At 67.6% G+C, this 17,389-nt stretch carries 18 protein-coding genes; 7 read left to right on the top strand and 11 right to left on the bottom strand.

Annotated features, from left to right (window positions below):
* Positions 1-89: 89 nt before the first annotated feature.
* The gene (locus ACVOMM_RS08990; RefSeq protein ID WP_193396842.1) at positions 90-1,316 is read right to left on the bottom strand and encodes an acetylornithine transaminase; all 1,227 of its coding nucleotides are present in this window, start codon (positions 1,314-1,316) and stop codon (positions 90-92) included.
* A 63-nt stretch (positions 1,317-1,379) separates the two neighbouring features.
* On the opposite strand from ACVOMM_RS08990, the gene ACVOMM_RS08985 reads away from it, so the two are divergent.
* On the top strand, positions 1,380-2,252 hold the full coding sequence (locus tag ACVOMM_RS08985; RefSeq protein ID WP_053519846.1) for an ion transporter: 873 nt from the start codon (positions 1,380-1,382) through the stop codon (positions 2,250-2,252).
* A gap of 105 nt (positions 2,253-2,357) precedes the next feature.
* Here the strand turns inward: ACVOMM_RS08985 and ACVOMM_RS08980 are convergent, their stop codons facing one another.
* Together ACVOMM_RS08980 and ACVOMM_RS08975 are read right to left on the bottom strand one after the other, a co-directional pair.
* On the bottom strand, positions 2,358-3,338 hold the full coding sequence (locus ACVOMM_RS08980; protein WP_253118312.1) for a YiiG family protein: 981 nt from the start codon (positions 3,336-3,338) through the stop codon (positions 2,358-2,360).
* A 76-nt stretch (positions 3,339-3,414) separates the two neighbouring features.
* Positions 3,415-4,233: an SDR family oxidoreductase gene (locus tag ACVOMM_RS08975; RefSeq protein WP_197572595.1), complete on the bottom strand. Its 819-nt coding sequence runs from the start codon at positions 4,231-4,233 to the stop codon at positions 3,415-3,417.
* A 108-nt stretch (positions 4,234-4,341) separates the two neighbouring features.
* Between ACVOMM_RS08975 and ACVOMM_RS08970 the strand changes: the two genes are divergently transcribed.
* Entirely contained in the window at positions 4,342-5,025 is a 684-nt protein-coding gene (locus ACVOMM_RS08970; protein ID WP_197572596.1) for a hypothetical protein, read from the top strand.
* Between the two features lie 34 nt (positions 5,026-5,059).
* Here ACVOMM_RS08970 and ACVOMM_RS08965 read toward each other — a convergent pair whose 3' ends face one another.
* Together ACVOMM_RS08965 and ACVOMM_RS08960 are read right to left on the bottom strand one after the other, a co-directional pair.
* A complete protein-coding gene (locus ACVOMM_RS08965; protein WP_414487636.1) occupies positions 5,060-5,548 on the bottom strand; it encodes a DUF2867 domain-containing protein in 489 nt (162 codons plus the stop codon).
* A 14-nt stretch (positions 5,549-5,562) separates the two neighbouring features.
* Positions 5,563-6,225 (bottom strand): serine/threonine-protein kinase, encoded by a 663-nt coding sequence (locus ACVOMM_RS08960; protein ID WP_111186793.1) that lies wholly within the window; start codon positions 6,223-6,225, stop codon positions 5,563-5,565.
* 85 nt (positions 6,226-6,310) lie between these two features.
* Here ACVOMM_RS08960 and ACVOMM_RS08955 point away from each other — a divergent pair, with 85 nt between their 5' ends.
* A complete protein-coding gene (locus tag ACVOMM_RS08955) occupies positions 6,311-8,308 on the top strand; it encodes a bifunctional DedA family/phosphatase PAP2 family protein (protein ID WP_065175086.1) in 1,998 nt (665 codons plus the stop codon).
* Between the two features lie 44 nt (positions 8,309-8,352).
* Here the strand turns inward: ACVOMM_RS08955 and ACVOMM_RS08950 are convergent, their stop codons facing one another.
* The 3 genes from ACVOMM_RS08950 to ACVOMM_RS08940 all read right to left on the bottom strand — a co-directional run bounded on the left by ACVOMM_RS08950 (position 8,353) and on the right by ACVOMM_RS08940 (position 11,178).
* On the bottom strand, positions 8,353-8,931 hold the full coding sequence (locus tag ACVOMM_RS08950; RefSeq protein ID WP_053519216.1) for an LON peptidase substrate-binding domain-containing protein: 579 nt from the start codon (positions 8,929-8,931) through the stop codon (positions 8,353-8,355).
* A complete protein-coding gene (gene mpl / locus ACVOMM_RS08945; RefSeq protein WP_481526136.1) occupies positions 8,928-10,292 on the bottom strand; it encodes a UDP-N-acetylmuramate:L-alanyl-gamma-D-glutamyl-meso-diaminopimelate ligase in 1,365 nt (454 codons plus the stop codon). The genes ACVOMM_RS08950 and mpl overlap by 4 nt, the downstream gene beginning before the upstream one ends.
* 322 nt (positions 10,293-10,614) lie before the next feature.
* Positions 10,615-11,178 (bottom strand): adenylate kinase, encoded by a 564-nt coding sequence (locus ACVOMM_RS08940; protein ID WP_053519211.1) that lies wholly within the window; start codon positions 11,176-11,178, stop codon positions 10,615-10,617.
* Between the two features lie 135 nt (positions 11,179-11,313).
* Here ACVOMM_RS08940 and ACVOMM_RS08935 point away from each other — a divergent pair, with 135 nt between their 5' ends.
* Positions 11,314-12,570 carry a 6-phosphofructokinase gene (locus ACVOMM_RS08935; RefSeq protein WP_053519209.1) on the top strand — a complete coding sequence of 419 codons (1,257 nt, stop codon included), beginning with the start codon at positions 11,314-11,316 and terminating at the stop codon, positions 12,568-12,570.
* Positions 12,571-12,578: 8 nt separating this feature from the next.
* Positions 12,579-12,968, top strand: a complete 390-nt coding sequence (locus ACVOMM_RS08930) for a DUF488 domain-containing protein (protein ID WP_053519206.1) — start codon at positions 12,579-12,581, stop codon at positions 12,966-12,968.
* A gap of 119 nt (positions 12,969-13,087) precedes the next feature.
* On the opposite strand, the gene ACVOMM_RS08925 is transcribed toward ACVOMM_RS08930, so the two are convergent.
* Entirely contained in the window at positions 13,088-13,591 is a 504-nt protein-coding gene (locus ACVOMM_RS08925) for a hypothetical protein (RefSeq protein WP_065175090.1), read from the bottom strand.
* A gap of 282 nt (positions 13,592-13,873) precedes the next feature.
* Here ACVOMM_RS08925 and ACVOMM_RS08920 point away from each other — a divergent pair, with 282 nt between their 5' ends.
* The gene (locus ACVOMM_RS08920; RefSeq protein WP_065175091.1) at positions 13,874-15,901 is read left to right on the top strand and encodes a sodium-translocating pyrophosphatase; all 2,028 of its coding nucleotides are present in this window, start codon (positions 13,874-13,876) and stop codon (positions 15,899-15,901) included.
* Between the two features lie 49 nt (positions 15,902-15,950).
* Here ACVOMM_RS08920 and ACVOMM_RS08915 read toward each other — a convergent pair whose 3' ends face one another.
* Both ACVOMM_RS08915 and ACVOMM_RS08910 read right to left on the bottom strand, forming a co-directional pair.
* Positions 15,951-16,382 carry a YbaN family protein gene (locus ACVOMM_RS08915; RefSeq protein WP_065181703.1) on the bottom strand — a complete coding sequence of 144 codons (432 nt, stop codon included), beginning with the start codon at positions 16,380-16,382 and terminating at the stop codon, positions 15,951-15,953.
* 31 nt (positions 16,383-16,413) lie between these two features.
* Positions 16,414-17,001, bottom strand: a complete 588-nt coding sequence (locus ACVOMM_RS08910; RefSeq protein ID WP_053519197.1) for a biliverdin-producing heme oxygenase — start codon at positions 16,999-17,001, stop codon at positions 16,414-16,416.
* A 107-nt stretch (positions 17,002-17,108) separates the two neighbouring features.
* On the opposite strand from ACVOMM_RS08910, the gene ACVOMM_RS08905 reads away from it, so the two are divergent.
* Complete coding sequence (locus ACVOMM_RS08905; protein ID WP_053519195.1) at positions 17,109-17,366, top strand: DUF2789 domain-containing protein; 258 nt, start codon at positions 17,109-17,111, stop codon at positions 17,364-17,366.
* Positions 17,367-17,389: the final 23 nt, after the last annotated feature.

Genomic DNA, 17,389 nt, shown 5'->3' with positions numbered 1-17,389 from the left:
GCTCGGCTGCTGTTGCCTGACGTGGAGATGAGCCGAGCATGGGCTCGGCTCTACAGCGATTCCGCGGCAACGGGGTCAGCGCCAAGGCTTCAGCGTGCGGCGACGAACGCCGCAACAGCGGCACGCAGGCGCTTCAGGCCTTCGGCCACTTCTTCGTCGGTGATGTTCAACGACGGCACGAAGCGCAGCACGTCCGGACCGGCCTGCAAGGTCAGCAGGCCGTGTTCGGCCGCGTGATCGAGGATGGCACCGGCCTGCCCGGCGAAGTCCTTGGCCAGGACCGCGCCCAGCATCAGGCCGCGACCGCGTACGCCACTGAACACGCCGAATTCCTCGCTGATGCGGGCGAAACCATCGCGCAGCGCCTTCGACTGGCGGCTGACATTGGCGGCGATCTCAGGCGAGGACAGTTTGCGCAGCGCTACGCGGGCGACGGCAGCAGCCAGCGGATTGCCACCGAAGGTGGTGCCGTGCGCACCGAACTGCATGGTCTCGGCGACCTTCGGGCCGGCCAGCATCGCGCCGATCGGGAAGCCGCCTCCCAGCGCCTTGGCCAGGGTGACCATGTCCGGCACCACGTCATCCTGCCAGTGCGCGAACAGCGTGCCGGTACGGCCCATGCCCGCCTGGATCTCATCCAGCACCAGCAGCGCGCCGTGCTGGTCGCACAGCTCGCGCACGCGCTTGAGGAAACCGGACTTGGCCGGCATCACGCCACCCTCCCCCTGCACCGGCTCCAGCATCACCGCCGCCACGTCGCCCGCGGCCATCGCCGTTTCCAGCTGCACTTCGTCGTTGAAGTCGATGTAGCGGAAGCCACCGGGCAGCGGCTCATAGCCTTCCTGGTACTTCGGCTGGGCGGTGGCGGTCACCGCGCCCAGGGTGCGGCCGTGGAAGCTGCCGCGGAACGTGATGATCACCCGCTTGTCAGCCGGCCGCCCCTGGCTGGAGGCCCACTTGCGCACCATCTTGATCGCCACTTCATTGGCTTCGGCGCCGGAATTGCACAGGAACACGCGCTCGGCGAAGCGGCTGGCCTTCACCAGCTCTTCCGCCAGGTGCAGCGGCGGTGCGCTGTAGAACACATTGCTGGTGTGCCAGAGCTTGCCGGCCTGCTCGACCAGTGCCGCCACCAGATCCGGGTCGTTGTGGCCCAGGCCGCACACGGCGATACCGGCCGCCAGATCGATGAACTCACGGCCCTGGCTGTCCCACACGCGGGCGCCCTGGCCACGCTCCAGCACCACCTGGCGAGGCTTGTAGACCGGCAGGTAGTAGTGCGAAAGGGAGATCAGCGGGTCGGTCGCGGCGGTCATGGCAGTCGGCAGGATTCAGGAATGCCCATTCTCGCGCCGGAACCCCTGCGGCACAATGCGCCCATGCGACCGTTCTCCGCCCCCCAGCTGAACCCCGCCACCGAAACCGGCTGGCGCCGCCAGTGGTTCGACATCATCTACCGGCACGATACCCGGCCCTCGCGCAATTTCGACCTGCTGCTGGTGGTGACCATCATCGCCAGCATCCTGGTGGTGATGATCGACAGCGTGCAGCACCTGCACGCCGAGTGGTCCACCAGCCTGTACGTGCTCGAGTGGGGCTTCACCCTCATCTTCACCGCCGAGTACCTGCTGCGGCTGGCGGTGGTCAAGCGCCCGCTGCGCTATGCCGTGAGCGTGTGGGGCATCATCGACCTGCTCTCGATCCTGCCCGCGTACCTGTCGATGTTCATCCCCGGCGCGCAGAGCCTGCTGGTGGTGCGCGCACTGCGCATCCTGCGCGTGTTCCGCATCCTCAAGCTGACCCGCTACATCGAGGAAAGCGGCGTGCTGATGCAGTCGCTGTGGCGCAGCCGGCGGAAGATCCTGGTGTTCCTGTTCACGGTGATCACCATCACCATCATCGCCGGCGCGCTGATGTACGTGATCGAAGGACCGGAAAACGGCTTCAGCAACATTCCTGCCAGCATGTACTGGGCGGTGGTGACCATGGCCACGGTCGGCTTCGGCGACATCGTGCCGCAGACCGTGCTCGGCCGCTTCGTCACGTCCGTGCTGATCCTGATCGGCTACAGCATCATTGCCGTGCCCACCGGCATCTACACCGCTGAACTGGCCAGCACCATGCGCGAGGCCGAGCTGGCGGCACGCCGCGATGCCCGGGGTTGCCCGCACTGCGGGCTGGAAGGCCACGAACCGGATGCACGCCACTGCCGGGCCTGCGGCAACGCGCTGCCGGAAGCCTTCAACCGCTGACCCGTACCTGCGCGGGGCGGTGAGCAGCCTGCCGCCGCTCCCGCCTCAGCGCATCTGATTGCTGGCACTGACCAGTGCGTCGGCACACTGGACTGTCACCCGGATCTACTGCCGGTTGCTCTGGAACACCAGCGCGTTGTAGACATGCAGCAGTCGCCCGGCCGAACCCCGCGGGGCCATCGACGGCGAATCCAGCATGCGCCGCTCGAAGTCGTTGTACGGGGTCTTGCTGCTGACCCGCTGCAGGCGCTCCTTGCCCTCGCGACGGAAGTTCTCGGCTTCGCGCTCGAAGCTGTTCCAGTCCAGCTTGCCCGGCTCCTGATCGGCCACCTTGGCATGTGCTTCGTCGGAAATGCGATTGAAGGCCTGCAGCCGTTCATCGGCCTGCGCCGGATCGAAATCGTCGTCGCCCATCATGTCCATGATCGCTTTCGCTTCCAGCATCATCGCCAGCCGGTAGTACTCGCGGGTGCGGCCCTCGGCCTGTTCCAGCGCCTTGAGGTGCTCGCGCTGGGCAGCATCGTTCTGGCGTTCCAGTTCAACGTTGAACGTTTCGCTGGCGCCGGCGAAGGCCTTGAACGCAGCCATCAGCGGCGCGTGCAGCTGCTTGCCCTTGGCGAACTGGTCGTCCTCGTAATCCTGGCGCTCGTAGTAGTCGTGTGCCTCATGGCTGACCGGCACCAGTGCCTTCAGCGCCTGCAGGTAGCGGCCAGCCGCCGCATCGAGTTCCGGCAGCGCGGGCTGGGCCGCGATCGCCTCGGTGATCGGTGCGTCGCACTGCTTCATGTCGTAGTCGTCGATCTCGCTTGGTCCGTACACACGGGTCTCGCGTCCGCTCGGACCGGCCTCCAGATCCTTGATCCAGCCCGTGTAGGCGCGGGCGCTGCCATGCACCTCGGAATCGACCGCGTTGAAGCAGCCGATATAGGCGTTGAGCTTGGCGGTCAGCTGCTGCTGGGCATCCTGCGTAGGCGCGGCATCGGCCTTGTCGGACGTGCCGGACGAGGCGGGCGGCTTGCCACCACAGGCGACCAGGGCAAGCGACAACGACGCAGCGAGCAGCGCTGCAGTGGTACGACGGAGCATCTACGCACATCCTTGTTGAAAACGATTACAGCCGCGAATTCTATCGCAGTTGGCCGATCATGACACTCGCATCGGATCAGTCGAGGAACAGATCCGGCAGCAGCGGCCGCGACGGATCCACCGCATAGCCGGACAGGTCGGTGATGCCGGCCTGTGCCAGCACCTCGTCATCGATCAGGAACTGGCCGTGGAAACCCGCGGCTTCGCGTACCAGCACTGCATGCGCGGCATCGGCCATGATCTGCGGCGTGCGGCATCCCGCCGCGTCAACGCCGGGGATCATGTTGATGGCGTCGGTGGCGATCACCGTGCGCGGCCACAGCGCATTGACCGCCACGCCCTGCGGCCCGAACTCGGCAGCAAGGCCGAGGGTGACGAAGCTCATGCCCATCTTCGCCAGCGTGTAGCCGGTATGCGCACCCCACCACTTCGGTTCCAGGCTCGGCGGCGGCGCCAGGGTGAGGATGTGTGGATTCGGGGCCTGCCGCAGGTACGGCAGGCAGGCCTGTGCGCACAGGAAACTGCCACGCGCATTGACCTGCTGCATCAGATCGAAGCGCTTCATCGGTGTCTCCAGCGTGCCGCGCAACCAGATCGCGCTGGCATTGTTGACCAGGATGTCGATGCCACCGAAGGTATCGACCGTAGCGGCGACGGCCGCCTGCACCTGCTCTTCCTCGCGGATGTCGCATTTCAACGCCAGGCCCCGGCCGCCGGCCGCATTCACCGCATCGGCAGCGCTGTGGATGGTGCCCGGCAACTTCGGGTTCGGCACCGACGACTTGGCCGCGATGGCCACGTTGGCACCATCGCGCGCGGCACGCAGCGCGATCGCCAGGCCGATGCCACGCGAGGCACCGGTGATGAAAAGGGTCTTGCCCTGCAGACTGCCCACGTTCCAGACTCCAGCGTATGCAATGAGCGGCTAGTATGCCGCGCCGACGCGGAGTTCACCCGGTCTTGACGATACTCGGGCCTCCAGTCAACGCACGAGGTCCACGCCATGCGCCGTTCCCGTCTGCTGCTGCCTGCCCTCGCACTCGCCCTGATGACCGCCTGCCAGGGCAGCTCGCCCGAGCCCGGCAAGGAACCTGTCGCCACGGACACCCCCAGCGCGGAGAAGGCAGCGACCGATGGCCGGATGCGCTGGAGCGAGGCGGTGGTGTGGGACGGCGATCTCAACGCCTGCCGTCAGGGAGGCGATGCGGCGACGCGCGACTGCCTGCGCGATGCGATGCGCAGCGGCGGCGCCAGCTCGGATGCAATCACGGCCGCCGAGCAGCTTTCCACCGGCGGCGAACTGGCCTATGTCAGCGCGTGGCATGAGCATGACGGACTGGGCGTGGCCACGGTTGAATATCCCTTCCGCGCCAACACCAACCAAGGCACGCGTCTGGTGGATGCAGGCGGCAAGCGCATCGATGTCGATGCGGTGCAGCTGGACGATGCGCTGCGCGCCGACCCGACTGTGCAGGCAGTGCTGAAGGCCAACCCGCAGGCGACGCCGTTCGCACCGGCGCAGGCCGCAGGCACCACACCACTGGAAGGCGGCGGCATCCGCCTGCTGTACCGCACGCCGCTGCGCGACTGCCATGCCTGCCCGGATGTGGGGCAGCTGCAGATCGGCTATGACTTCGATGCCAAGCGGAACTTCATTGGCCAGCAGCTGGTGCCGGCAACGCCCTAGCGCTCCGGTGGCGCCGGGTGCCGCCGGGCCCGGCCTACCCGTACGCGCGTACCTGCCTGCGCAGCAGATGCGGCACGATCAGCCGGTGCATCGGGTCCACCGGCAGCATGTACAGGCGCCCGAACGCGTTGTGCGTATGCACCACCGTCGCCACTTCCAGCGTGTCACCCTGCCACTGCAGCGCCAGCTGCACGTGCAGGTGCCGGTCGTCATCCTCCAGCACGATGGCATCATCGTGCAGCGACTGCAGGGTGAAAATGCCGAGCCGCTGCCCGGGACTCGGATGCTGCGCAGCCTGCACCGCACGCAGCGAACCCAGATCCTTCATCCCGAGCAGGCGCATGCCCTGGTTGCGCAGCGCCATCAGCCCGTCAAACCACGCGGGGACCGTCGCTGCCATGTCGCGATAGGCCTGCAGTGCACTGCGCCCCTGTCGATGGGTGGCGACGCGGCAGGCATGCACGAAACCCGCACCCGCCAGCTGCGGATGCAGGACGCTGGCCGCGCTCGGCAGCGTGGTCACTACGTTCCACCGTCTCACGGCTTCGGCCCCTGCCCTTCGTTGTCTTCCCAGTGCAGGATGCGCCGTGTGACGAAGCGGTAGACCGGCTTGCCGGTGGCGAACCACAGTTCGCGTACCCACGACGTGCGCTTGAGCACGCGCTTCTCCACCGGCGTCAATGACTCGCGGCAATACATGCGTTTGTGCTTGAGCAGATGGCGCAGATCCTCGCGGGCCAGCAGGCGCATCCAGCGCGAGCGCGGATTGCCGATCACCGCCAGCTGGAAGTCGATCAGCGCCGGACGACCATCGTCGGTGACCAGCCAGTTGGCCTCCTTGGCCAGGTCGTTGTGGGCGACGCCGCGCCGGTGCAACTGCTGCAGCAGGCGCCGCGCGGCGCGGAACCAGGCGAGGTCGCCGCGCGGCGGGCGCTGGTACATGGCATCGCCGGCCATGAAACTGCGATCCAGGTGGCGGCCATCCCAATCGATCAGCTGCGGGACATCGGCCATGCCGTGGATATGGCGCAGCGCGCGTGCTTCGCGCCGCGCCAGCCACCACGCCGGCAGGCGCAGCCACAACGGCGTCGCCCCCAGATCGCGGCGCACGAACGGCCCGTCGGGGCCCTCCATACGAAGGATGCGGCCGAAGCTGTCGGCCTTCAATGCATGTGGTGGGACGTCTGGCGAATGCGGCATGGCGCCATTCTAGGCGATGCCGACGGTGGCAAACGGTCGGCAAGCGGCTGGGAGCCAGTCACCTTCACGCCTTTATAATCGGGCAATGGACTCTTCATGGATCGACGCCACCCTCGCGTGGATTGCCGCTCATCCCGTGCTGGCGGGCGCGGTCATTTTTCTGATCGCGTTCTGCGATGCGGTCATCATTCTCGGCGCCATCGTGCCCGCACTGCCCCTGCTGTTCGCCGTGGGCGTGTTCATCGGCCTTGGCCAGATCTCCGGGCCGTACGCGGTCGCTGCGGCAGCGCTGGGTGCGTTCGCGGGCGACGGCATCAGCTACTGGATCGGCCGCCGCTGGGGCGATCGCCTGCGCGGCGTGTGGCCGTTCAGTCGCTACCCGCAACTGCTGGACCGTGGCGAGAACCTGTTCCGCCGCAATGCCTTCAAGAGCATTCTGGTGGCCCGCTACGTCGGCGCGATCCGGCCGTTCGTCCCCGCCATCGCCGGCATGATGAACATGCCCGCCAGCCGCTACATGCAGGCCAGCGGCATCGCCAGCATTTCCTGGGCCGTGCTGTTCCTGGCGCCAGGCTGGATCCTGGGCGAAGCCTATGACGCGGTCGCGGCCGTGGCAGGTCGCCTGGTGGTGGTGGTCGGCCTGCTCGCGGTGATCCTCAGCCTGGTCTGGGCGATCGTGCTGTACGGCTACCGCTGGTCCGCCGCGCGCATGGATCATTGGCTGTCGCGCCTGCTCGACTGGTCCAACCGCCATCCGACTCTGGGCCGTTACACGGTCGGCGTGCTCGACCCGAAGCGGCGCGAGTCGGTGCCGTTGGCGATGCTGGCACTGATGCTGCTGCTGCTCGGCTGGGGCTGGTTCGCACTGCTCACCCTGGTGGTCGCGCACGGTGAACCGCTTGCGGTCGATCTGCTGGTGCACCAGGCCATGCTGGCGCTGCGCAACCCGCTAGCCGACTACCCGATGGCGGCGCTGGCCTCGCTCGGCGCATGGCCGGTACTGCTGCCGGCCACTGCCGCGGCGATGGGCTACCTGATCTGGCGCCGGCGCTGGATGGCTGCGGCGCACTGGCTGGCCGCGCTCGCCTTCGGCCTGGCCCTGACCCTGCTGCTCGGCGCGACCGTGGATGTGGTCCGCCCGGTCGACGCCAGCAGTGGCTTCGGCTTCCCGTCGGTGTCTGTGACCATGGCCACCATCACCTTCGGCTTCTTCGCGGTCCTGATCGCGCGCGAGATGCCCGGCCGCACCCGCGTCTGGCCGTACCTCGTATCGGGCATCGTGGTCAGCCTGATCGGCTTCTCGCGCCTGTATCTGGGCGCACACTGGCTGAGCGATGTGATCGGCGGCATGCTGTTCGGCACGTTCTGGCTGCTGGTGCTGGGCATTGCTTACCGCCGCCGGTTCAACCGGTCGTTCTGGGTCAAACCGGTCGCCTGGCTTTTCTACGGCGTCTTCGCCGTTGCCGCGATGTGGTATGCGCCGCGCAACATCGCGGTGAAGCTGGAACGTTTCGAGCCGTCCCTGCCCGCCGCGCAGGCGATGGATATGCAAGCGTGGTGGCAGCACGACTGGTCCGCGCTGCCGGCGCGCCGCAACGAGTTCGACGATGACCAGCGCTGGCCGCTCGATGTGCAGGTCGCCGGTCCCCTGGCCCCGTTGCAGGCACAGCTGGAGGCACGTGGCTGGACGCTGCAGGAGCAGGCCGGTTGGCAGGAAGCATTGCTGATGCTGGACAAGGACACCGGTGCGGAGCAGCTGCCGGTCTTGCCGGCAACGCTGGACACGCGCGTGGAAGCATTGCTGATGGTGCGCCAGGGGGCGCGTCCGGACGAGCGCTACGTGCTGCGCCTGTGGCCGGCCGCCGTGCAGCTGCAGCCGGGCGACACGCCACTGTGGCTGGGCAGCGCACAGACCCTGCGCTACGAGCGCCACTTCCAGTGGATCGGCATGTGGCATCCGCTGCGCGGCGTGGATCCAGCCTTGAACGCGGTGAAGGACGCCGTGCAGGACCTGCCGCAACGCGAGGATGTGCACGGCGAAACCGGGTTGCCGGTACTGCGGTTGAAGACCATCGCACCGTGAGGAGCCGCCGGGCGTGGCCCGGCGCTACCGCGCGGGATGATTCTTTACGGCATCCAGCCCAGCAGCTGCTGCAGGCGCTGATGCGGATCGTCCATCTGCAGCAGTTGCAGGCGCTGCTGTTCGCTCAACGGCAGCAGCTCGGCCAGCCGCCAACCGACCCAGCTTGCCTGGTCCAGCAACGCAGGGTTGGCCGGAGCGTAGGCTTCGCCGGCCTGCTCGATGATGTGACCCAGCACGGTGGCCAGCAGCGCATGCTGTGGACGCAGCTCGTCATCCGGGTCTTCTTCGCACCAGCGCACATCGGCCACCACCAGGCCGTTGTCGCGCACCCGGGTGCGCTCGACATGGAAGCGGCGGGTACCGCGCAGGCGCAGCTGCAGCACGCCGTCGGCGCCGACATCGAAGTCCTCGATGCGTACCTGCACACCGTAGGCGGCCGGCGTTGCCGGCGCACCGACCTCCTGGCCATCAAGGATCAGGCAGACGCCGAATCCCTCCGCACTGCGGCCGCTGTCGCGGATCAGGTCCAGATAGCGGCGCTCGAACACGCGCAGGCCGATCGCCGCGCCAGGCAGCAGGGTGCTATGCAGCGGGAACAGGGGCAGTGACGCGTCCGTGCTCATCGCGCCTGCAGTGCTGCAAGGAATCGGCGCGGCGCGCCGTCGAAGCCACCATTGGACATGAACACCACGTGGTCACCGCGGTGCACGCGCTCCTGCAGCTGTGCCAGCAATGCGTCGGTATCGGGTACCGCGTGCGCGTGGCCGCGCACCGCTGCGATCACCGACGCTGCGTCCCAGGCCAGCTCGGGACGATGCAGGAACACCACCTCGTCGGCCAGCGCCAGCGAGGGCGCAAGCGCGTGTGCATGTGCGCCCAGCCGCATCGAATTGCTGCGCGGTTCCATCGCCACCACGATGCGTGCATCGCCCACCTTGGCGCGCAGGCCCTCGAGGGTGGTGGCGATCGCGGTGGGATGGTGCGCGAAGTCGTCGTAGACGGTGATGCCGTCGTGGCTGCCGATCACTTCCATGCGCCGCTTGACGCTGCGGAAGCGCGCCAGCGCCGGGATCACCTCGGCCGGTGCCACGCCCACCGCATGGGCAGCGGCCAGCGCAGCCAGGCCATTGAGCACGTTGTGCCGCCCCAGCAGCGACCATTGCACATCGCCCAGCGCTTGCCCGTGATGGTGCACGCGGAAGGCGCTGCCATCGGCGGCCAGCAGTTCGGCATGCCATTCCAGCGCCGGATCGAATCCGAAACGCTCGACCGGCGTCCAGCAGCCCATTGCCAGCACTTCGGCCAGGTGCACGTCCTCGCCGTTGACGATCAGGCGGCCGCGCGCCGGCACGGTGCGCACCAGATGGTGGAACTGGCGCTGGATCGCGGCCACGTCCGGGAAGATGTCGGCGTGGTCGTATTCGAGATTGTTGAGGATGGCGACCAGTGGCCGGTAGTGGACGAACTTGCTGCGCTTGTCGAAGAAGGCGGTGTCGTACTCATCGGCTTCCACCACGAACTCACGACCCTGGCCGAGGCGGGCGGAAACGCCGAAATCCTCGGCCACGCCACCGATCAGGAAACCCGGTGCGCGACCGGCGTTCTCCAGCAGCCAGGTGAGGATGGTCGTGGTGGTGGTCTTGCCGTGGGTGCCGGCCACAGCCAGCGTGTCGCGGCCCGGCAGCACCTGCTCGGACAGCCACTGCGCGCCGGAGATGTAGCGTTGGCCGGCGTCGAGCACGGCCTCCACGGCCGGGTTGCCACGCGAGAGCGCGTTACCGATCACCACCTGGTCGGTGCCCGCCGGCACGCTGTCGGCCCGGTAGCCCTGGTCCAGGGTGATGCCCAGCTGCTCCAGCTGGGTCGACATCGGCGGATAGATGGCCTGGTCGCTGCCGCTGACCGTATGGCCCAGTTCCCGCGCCAGGGCGGCCACGCCACCCATGAAGGTGCCGGCGATTGCAAGGATATGTACGCTGCTCATGAGCGAGGATTGTGACTGATCACGACTGTATAGGGCCAATGTCCGTAGTGGGGTCAGACAAGTCCTACACCGGATGTGAGAAAACTCCAGCGACCTGTCAGGGAATTCCTGATAGCGATGTTCTGTGAACCCGGACACAATTCGGGTTGCCAGCCGCAGTACCCGAACCGGTCCTACTCCCCAAGAGGCCATCCCCAAGGGAGCTCATGCTGCGGGGCCCTGAGCAAGCCCTCCGCTGGCACCTATGAAAACGACACAGGCCTGGTCCGCAAGGACCAGGCCTGTGTTCTGCATGCCGGCCGCAGCCGGCCGCGCGCGTGGTTCAGGCCTTGATCGCGGCCAGGATGCGGGCTTCGATCTCGTCGAGCTCGCCGACGCCATCGACGCGGGCCAAGGTGCCCCGGCCTGCATAGAAATCCACCACCGGCGCGGTCTGGTCGTTGTAGACCTGCAGGCGCTGGCGCACCGATTCGGGATTGTCGTCGGCGCGGCCCTGCTCCTTGGCGCGGCCGGCGATGCGTTCGACCAGCAGTTCGGTGGCCACATCCAGCTGCACCACCGCATCCAGCGGCTGACCGATCTTGGCCAGCAGGCCATCCAGCGCGTTGGCCTGCGCCACGTTGCGCGGGTAGCCATCCAGGATGAAGCCCTTGGCGACATCCGCCTGGGCCAGCCGCGACTCCAGCATGCCCAGCAGGATCTCGTCCGACACCAGGTTGCCGGCATCCATCACCGCTTTCGCCTGCTTGCCCAGCTCCGAGCCCGCAGCGATCTCCGCACGCAGCATGTCACCGGTCGAGATATGGGCGATGCCCAGCTTGTCCTTCAGGCGCGTCGCCTGTGTCCCCTTGCCCGAACCGGGCGGTCCCAACAGAACCAATCGCATTGACCTGACTCCAACGTGTTGAAAACAAAGAAGGTTCGCGTCCCGGACGGTCCGGTATCGCTGCACCGCAATAGCGCCACTTTACCGCATCCGGGTAATGTCCCTGCAATGTCCCTCCCCTGAGCAGGTAGAAGCATGCGCAACGGTACCCTCCTCTATGCCCAGTCCGGTGGTGTCACCGCGGTCATCAACGCCACCGCTGCGGCGGTGATCGAACAGGCCCGGGCCAAGGGCATCAAGGTCCTGGCGGCCCGCAACGGCATCCTGGGCGCCCTGCGCGAAGAGCTGATCGATACCAGCAGGGAGAGTGCGGCGGCCATCCGCGCCCTCGCCCATACACCGGGTGGTGCCTTCGGTTCGTGCCGCTTCAAGCTGAAGTCGCTCGATGCCGACCGTGCGCGCTACGAACGTCTGCTGCAGGTCCTGCGCGCGCACGACGTGCGCTGGTTCCTCTACAACGGCGGCAACGACTCGGCCGATACCGCGCTGAAGGTCTCGCAGCTGGCCAAGGCCTCCGGCTACGACCTGACCTGCATCGGCGTGCCGAAGACCATCGACAACGACCTGGCTGTTACCGACACCTGCCCCGGCTTCGGCTCGGCGGCCAAGTACACCGCGGTGTCGGTGCGCGAGGCGGCGCTGGATGTCGCGGCGATGGCCGAGACCTCCACCCGCGTCTTCATCTACGAAGCGATGGGCCGCCATGCCGGGTGGCTGGCCGCTGCCGCAGGCCTGGCCGGCAATGGCGACGATGAGGCCCCGCACATCATCCTGCTGCCCGAACGTGCCTATGACGAGGCGGCCTTCCTGGCCAAGGTCAAGGCGGTGGTCGAACGCGTCGGGTACTGCGTGGTCGTGGCCTCCGAGGGCATCGCCACGGCGGATGGCCGCTTCGTCGCCGATGCCGGCGGCAGCAAGGATTCATTCGGTCATTCGCAGTTGGGCGGCGTCGCCGCGCACCTCGCTGGCCGGGTCAAGGACCAGTTGGGGCTGAAGGTGCACTGGGCCCTGCCCGATTACCTGCAGCGCTCGGCACGTCACATCGCCAGCCGCACCGACTGGGACCAGGCGCAGGCCGTGGGCAAGGCGGCCGTGCAACTGGCATTGAAGGGCCAGAACGGGGTGATGCCGGTGATCGTGCGCAGCAGCGACGCACCGTACCGCTGGAAGATCGAGTCCGCGCCGCTGTCGAAGATCGCCAACCACGAGAAGAAGATGCCAGCCGGCTTCATCCGGCGCGACGGCTTCGGCATCACTGCCCGGGCGCGCGCCTATCTGTCACCGCTGATCAAGGGCGAAGCGCCACTGCCGTACGGCGCCGATGGCCTGCCGAAGTATGTGACGCTGAAGAACGTGGCAGTGAAGAAGACGCTGCCGGCCTTCGAGGTCTGACTGCGATCATGGCCCTGCGGATCGTCCGCCTCGGTTCTCCGCGCGTTCCGGGCGAAGGCCTGCGCATCGGCACCGTACGCCGCCCGCCGCGCGGCGTGCCACGCAGCGAGTTCGCCCGCCAGGACTGGTACGACGTGTGGTTCCCGACGTTGTCGCCCAGCGCGGAACGGGTGAAACAGGCTCGCGGGGCGACCACCGCGGCCGACTGGAATGCCTTCTTCCGCAGCTACCGTGCCGAGATGAAGGCGCCCGACGCAGCCCACGCGCTGGATCTGCTGGCCGCGCTGTCGCAGCACACCGACATCAGCGTGGGCTGCTACTGCGAGGATGAGGCGCACTGCCATCGTTCGGCACTGCGTGACCTGCTGGTGGCCCGCGGTGCGAAGCTGGCCGAGTGATGGCAGGGGTGCCGGCCAGCGGCCAGCACTACCGGGTTCTCCGCCGGGCATGGCCCGACGCTACCGGTGCGCGCCGAAGTACATCCACGCCCTGCGTGGCTTCGCCCTGCCGGACGGCGTCAGTTGCAGGCCTTGCCTTCCACCTGCAGCTGCGCGGCGAACATCGTCACCTGCGGAATCTTGCCGGCGGCGGCCTGCTTCTTTGCTTCTTCCAGATAGATGCGCGACTGCCCCTGGCCGTCCAGCGCCTGGCGGTTGTCGACCGGCAGACGCCACACCCGCACCACCGCCTGCTGTGCCGGGCACGTCGCGCTGGGCACGCGGATCACGTCATTGAGCTTCCAGCCCTTGTCGACAGCGGGCTGCGCCTTGGCGAAGTCGACAAAACGAGCGCGCGGCTGGCACTGCTCGCTGGTACGGACCACGGCGAATCGATACGGCTCGGCAGCCTGGCCGGTGAAGGCGCCCTCCAGCCGCGCACAGGCTTCGGGAATCTGCCGCAGCGTGTGTACCGCTCCCACCGCCTGCGGCGCACCCACCGCGCGTTGCAGTTCCGGGGTCTCAGCGGCAGATGCAGGCATTGCCGGCACAAGGGCGGCAAGCATCAACAGGGACAGACGCATGGGAGGGTCTCCTTCAGGACTGAGCGCAGGCTTGCAGAGGAAGGCTTAACAGGGTGCAAAGGCGCGTCGGTGGAGGGGCAAGCGCTGCGCCTTCCACGCACGGCGCTACCATCCGGGCGCATGTGCACGCATACTGCGGCCACCAGGGAATGCTGAACACCGCCATACGTCGGACGACCGCCACGGTCGGCACGGGTTGGTTCCAGGCTGCAGCCCGTCGTCCCCCTCGTGGTGAAGTTCATCGCCACTGGATGCTCATCATCCATTCTGCGGAGGGGTCTAATGCTGGAACGTCACGGGCTGTCATTGGCGCTGGGCTGCGCCATTCTCGCGATCCTGTTCGGAATCGTCTCGGCGCGCTGGATCCTGCGCCAACCCACCGGCAATGAGCGCATGGTCGCGATCGCCACCGCGATCCAGGAGGGCGCACGCGCCTATCTGAACCGCCAGTACCTGACCATCGGCATCGCTGGCGCGGTGTTGTTCGTGCTCGTAGGCGTGTTCCTGAGCTGGTACACCGCTGTCGGCTTCGCGGTGGGTGCGGTGCTGTCCGGCGTTGCCGGCTACATCGGCATGAACGTGTCGGTGCGCGCCAACGTGCGGACCGCTGAAGCCGCACGCAACGGCATCAGCGCCGCGATGGACGTAGCGTTCCGTGGCGGTGCGATCACCGGCATGCTGGTGGTCGGCCTGGGCCTGCTGGGCGTGGCCGGCTATTACGCCCTGCTGCTGCGGCTCGGGCTGCAGATGGACCAGGCGCTGCATGCGCTGGTCGGCCTGGCCTTCGGCTCTTCCCTGATCTCGATCTTCGCGCGCCTGGGCGGCGGCATCTTCACCAAGGGCGCCGACGTCGGCGCCGACCTGGTCGGCAAGGTCGAAGCCGGCATTCCCGAAGACGATCCGCGCAACCCGGCGGTGATCGCCGACAACGTCGGCGACAACGTCGGTGACTGCGCCGGCATGGCCGCCGATCTGTTCGAAACCTACGCGGTCACGGTGATCGCAACCATGCTGCTGGGCAGCCTGATGCTCGCCGAAGCCGGCGCCAACGCCGTGCTGTATCCGCTGGTGCTGGGAGGCGTGTCGATCATCGCATCGATCATCGGCGCGCTGTTCGTCAAGGTGAAGCCCGGTGGCTCGATCATGGGGGCCCTGTACAAGGGCGTGATCGTGTCGGGTGTTCTGGCGGCGATCGCCTTCTACCCGATCACCACGGGGCTGATGTCCGACAACGTGCACGGTCCATTGGCGCTGTATGGCTGCGCCCTCATCGGCCTGGTCCTGACCGGCCTGATCGTCTGGATCACCGAGTACTACACCGGTACCCAGTACAAGCCGGTGCAGCACGTCGCCCAGGCGTCGACCACCGGACATGGCACCAACATCATCGCCGGCCTCGGCATCTCGATGAAGTCCACCGCGCTGCCGGTGGTGGCGGTCTGTGCCGCGATCTGGGGCGCCTACGCGCTGGGCGGCCTGTACGGCATCGCCATCGCCGCTACTGCCATGCTGTCGATGGCCGGCATGATCGTGGCCCTCGACGCCTACGGACCGATCACCGACAACGCGGGCGGCATCGCGGAGATGGCCGAACTGCCCTCGGAGATCCGGGACATCACCGATCCGCTTGACGCGGTGGGCAACACCACCAAGGCAGTGACCAAGGGCTATGCGATCGGCTCGGCGGCGCTGGCGGCGCTGGTGCTGTTCGCCGACTACACGCACAACCTGCAGGCGGCGAACCCCGGGCAGGAGTTCCGCTTCGACCTCAGTGACCACACGGTGATCATCGGCCTGCTGATCGGCGGCCTGATTCCGTACCTGTTCGGCGCGATGGCCATGGAGGCGGTGGGTCGTGCCGCCGGCGCGGTGGTGGAGGAAGTGCGCCGGCAGTTCCGCGACATCCCCGGCATCATGCAGGGCACCGGCAAGCCGCAGTACGACAAGGCCGTGGACATGCTGACCCGTTCTGCGATCCGCGAGATGATCCTGCCCTCGCTGCTGCCGGTGGTGGTGCCGGTGGTGGTCGGCCTGCTGCTGGGCCCACGCGCGCTGGGGGGCCTGCTGATCGGTACGATCGTCACCGGCCTGTTCGTGGCGATTTCGATGACGACCGGCGGCGGTGCCTGGGACAACGCCAAGAAGTACATCGAGGATGGCCACTTCGGCGGCAAGGGCAGCGAAGCGCACAAGGCCGCGGTGACCGGCGACACGGTCGGCGACCCGTACAAGGACACGGCCGGGCCGGCGATCAATCCGCTGATCAAGATCATCAACATCGTGGCGCTGCTGCTGGTGCCGCTGCTGTAGCGGATCGGTGGAGCCGGGCGTGGGCCCGGTTCCACCCCCTCACCCGGACTCAGCGATTCCAGCGACGCCCACAGCGGCGTGGATCGCCGACATCGCCACGTTCGACACTCTGGGGCGGCTCCAGTCGTGGCGCCGGCCGGCTGAGCACATAGCCGGCGCTGACCGCGAAGAACAGCCCCACGCCCAGCAGCAGCCGCCAGGAAGGGTGCGCGCCCCAGCAGAACAAGGCGAACCCCACCGCCATGCCGGCACTGGCCAATGCCTTGCCCCGGCGCGACACCGCGCCCTGTTCCCGCCACAGCCGCAGCGGCGGGCCGTAGCGAGGATGTGCCAGCAGCCGTTGCTCGAACCGTGGCGAACTGCGCGCGAAGCAGCCCAGCGCCAGGATCAGGAAGATGGTGGTGGGCATCACCGGCAGCAACGCGCCGATCACCCCCAGCCCGACCATCATCCAGCCCAGCGCGAACCACAGCCAGCGCATCAGCGCATCGCCCGCAGGCAGAGCCCGGGCATCAGCCGAACTCGATTTCAACGTGGCCATGCACGCTACGGAACGCGGCATCGGCGGCATCGATCACCTGCTGTTCCTGCGCGGCGCTCAGGGGCACCGCATCCAACGCGGCGGTGAATTCCCGCCAGTGGCGGGCCGCGCCATCCGGGTGCGCAGCCAGGTGGCGGGCACCGAACCCTTGGTCCAGGCCAAGCCGCGCGGCCATCTTGTACAGCACCGTGCCCCCCAGGTTGGAGCCTTCGGCCACGTACAGCCACCCCAGCGCCACCGGCAACGGCAGGTCACCTGCCAACGGCGCCATGTCCGCGCCGGGGAGATCCTGCCCCAGGTCGTGCAGATCAGCTGCCACCTGCTGCAGACGCCGACGCCCGGCCAGCCCCGGCAGCAATGCCTCCAGCGCCGGGCTGGCGTACAGCCGGTCGATGCTGCGATGGAAGCGGTACTGCACGCGCAGGAAGCGGGCGAAGCTGCCGAGATCGGCAAAGATGTCACCGGCCATGATGCGCTTGTCCAGCGCGCCGTGGCTGTCGCGTGTGGCGGCCTTGAGGCGCAGGCTGCGGCTGTCTTCAGGAGCGATGTGTGCGTTCATGGAGGGTACCTGGGAGAGAGGTCCTGCTGTAGACGTGTGGCGCAGGGCTTTCCCCAAGCCCGCTTGCGTTGATAATGCCCCTCCCTCTTTCCCGCCGGGAACCGATGATGATCACCACCGAACCGCGCATGACCAACCTGTTCCTGCAGCTGGGCCTGGATGCCAGCGCCGAGGGCATCGCCCGCTTCATCCGCGACCACCAGCTGGCTACCGGCGTGGCGGTGGCCGACGCGCCCTACTGGAACGATGGCCAGCGGCAGTTCCTGGCCGAATCGCTGCAGGCCGATGCGGCCTGGAGCACGGTGGTCGATGAACTGAACGAGTCGCTGCACGAAGATGCGGTGAAGGCAGCGACCGGGCTGTAAGCCCGCGGTCGCGGCAAGGCGGT

Source organism: Stenotrophomonas sp. STEN009, assembly GCF_056760395.1.
The sequence above is the reverse complement of the archived record's forward strand: the minus strand, read 5'-3'. Positions and strand labels throughout refer to the sequence as shown.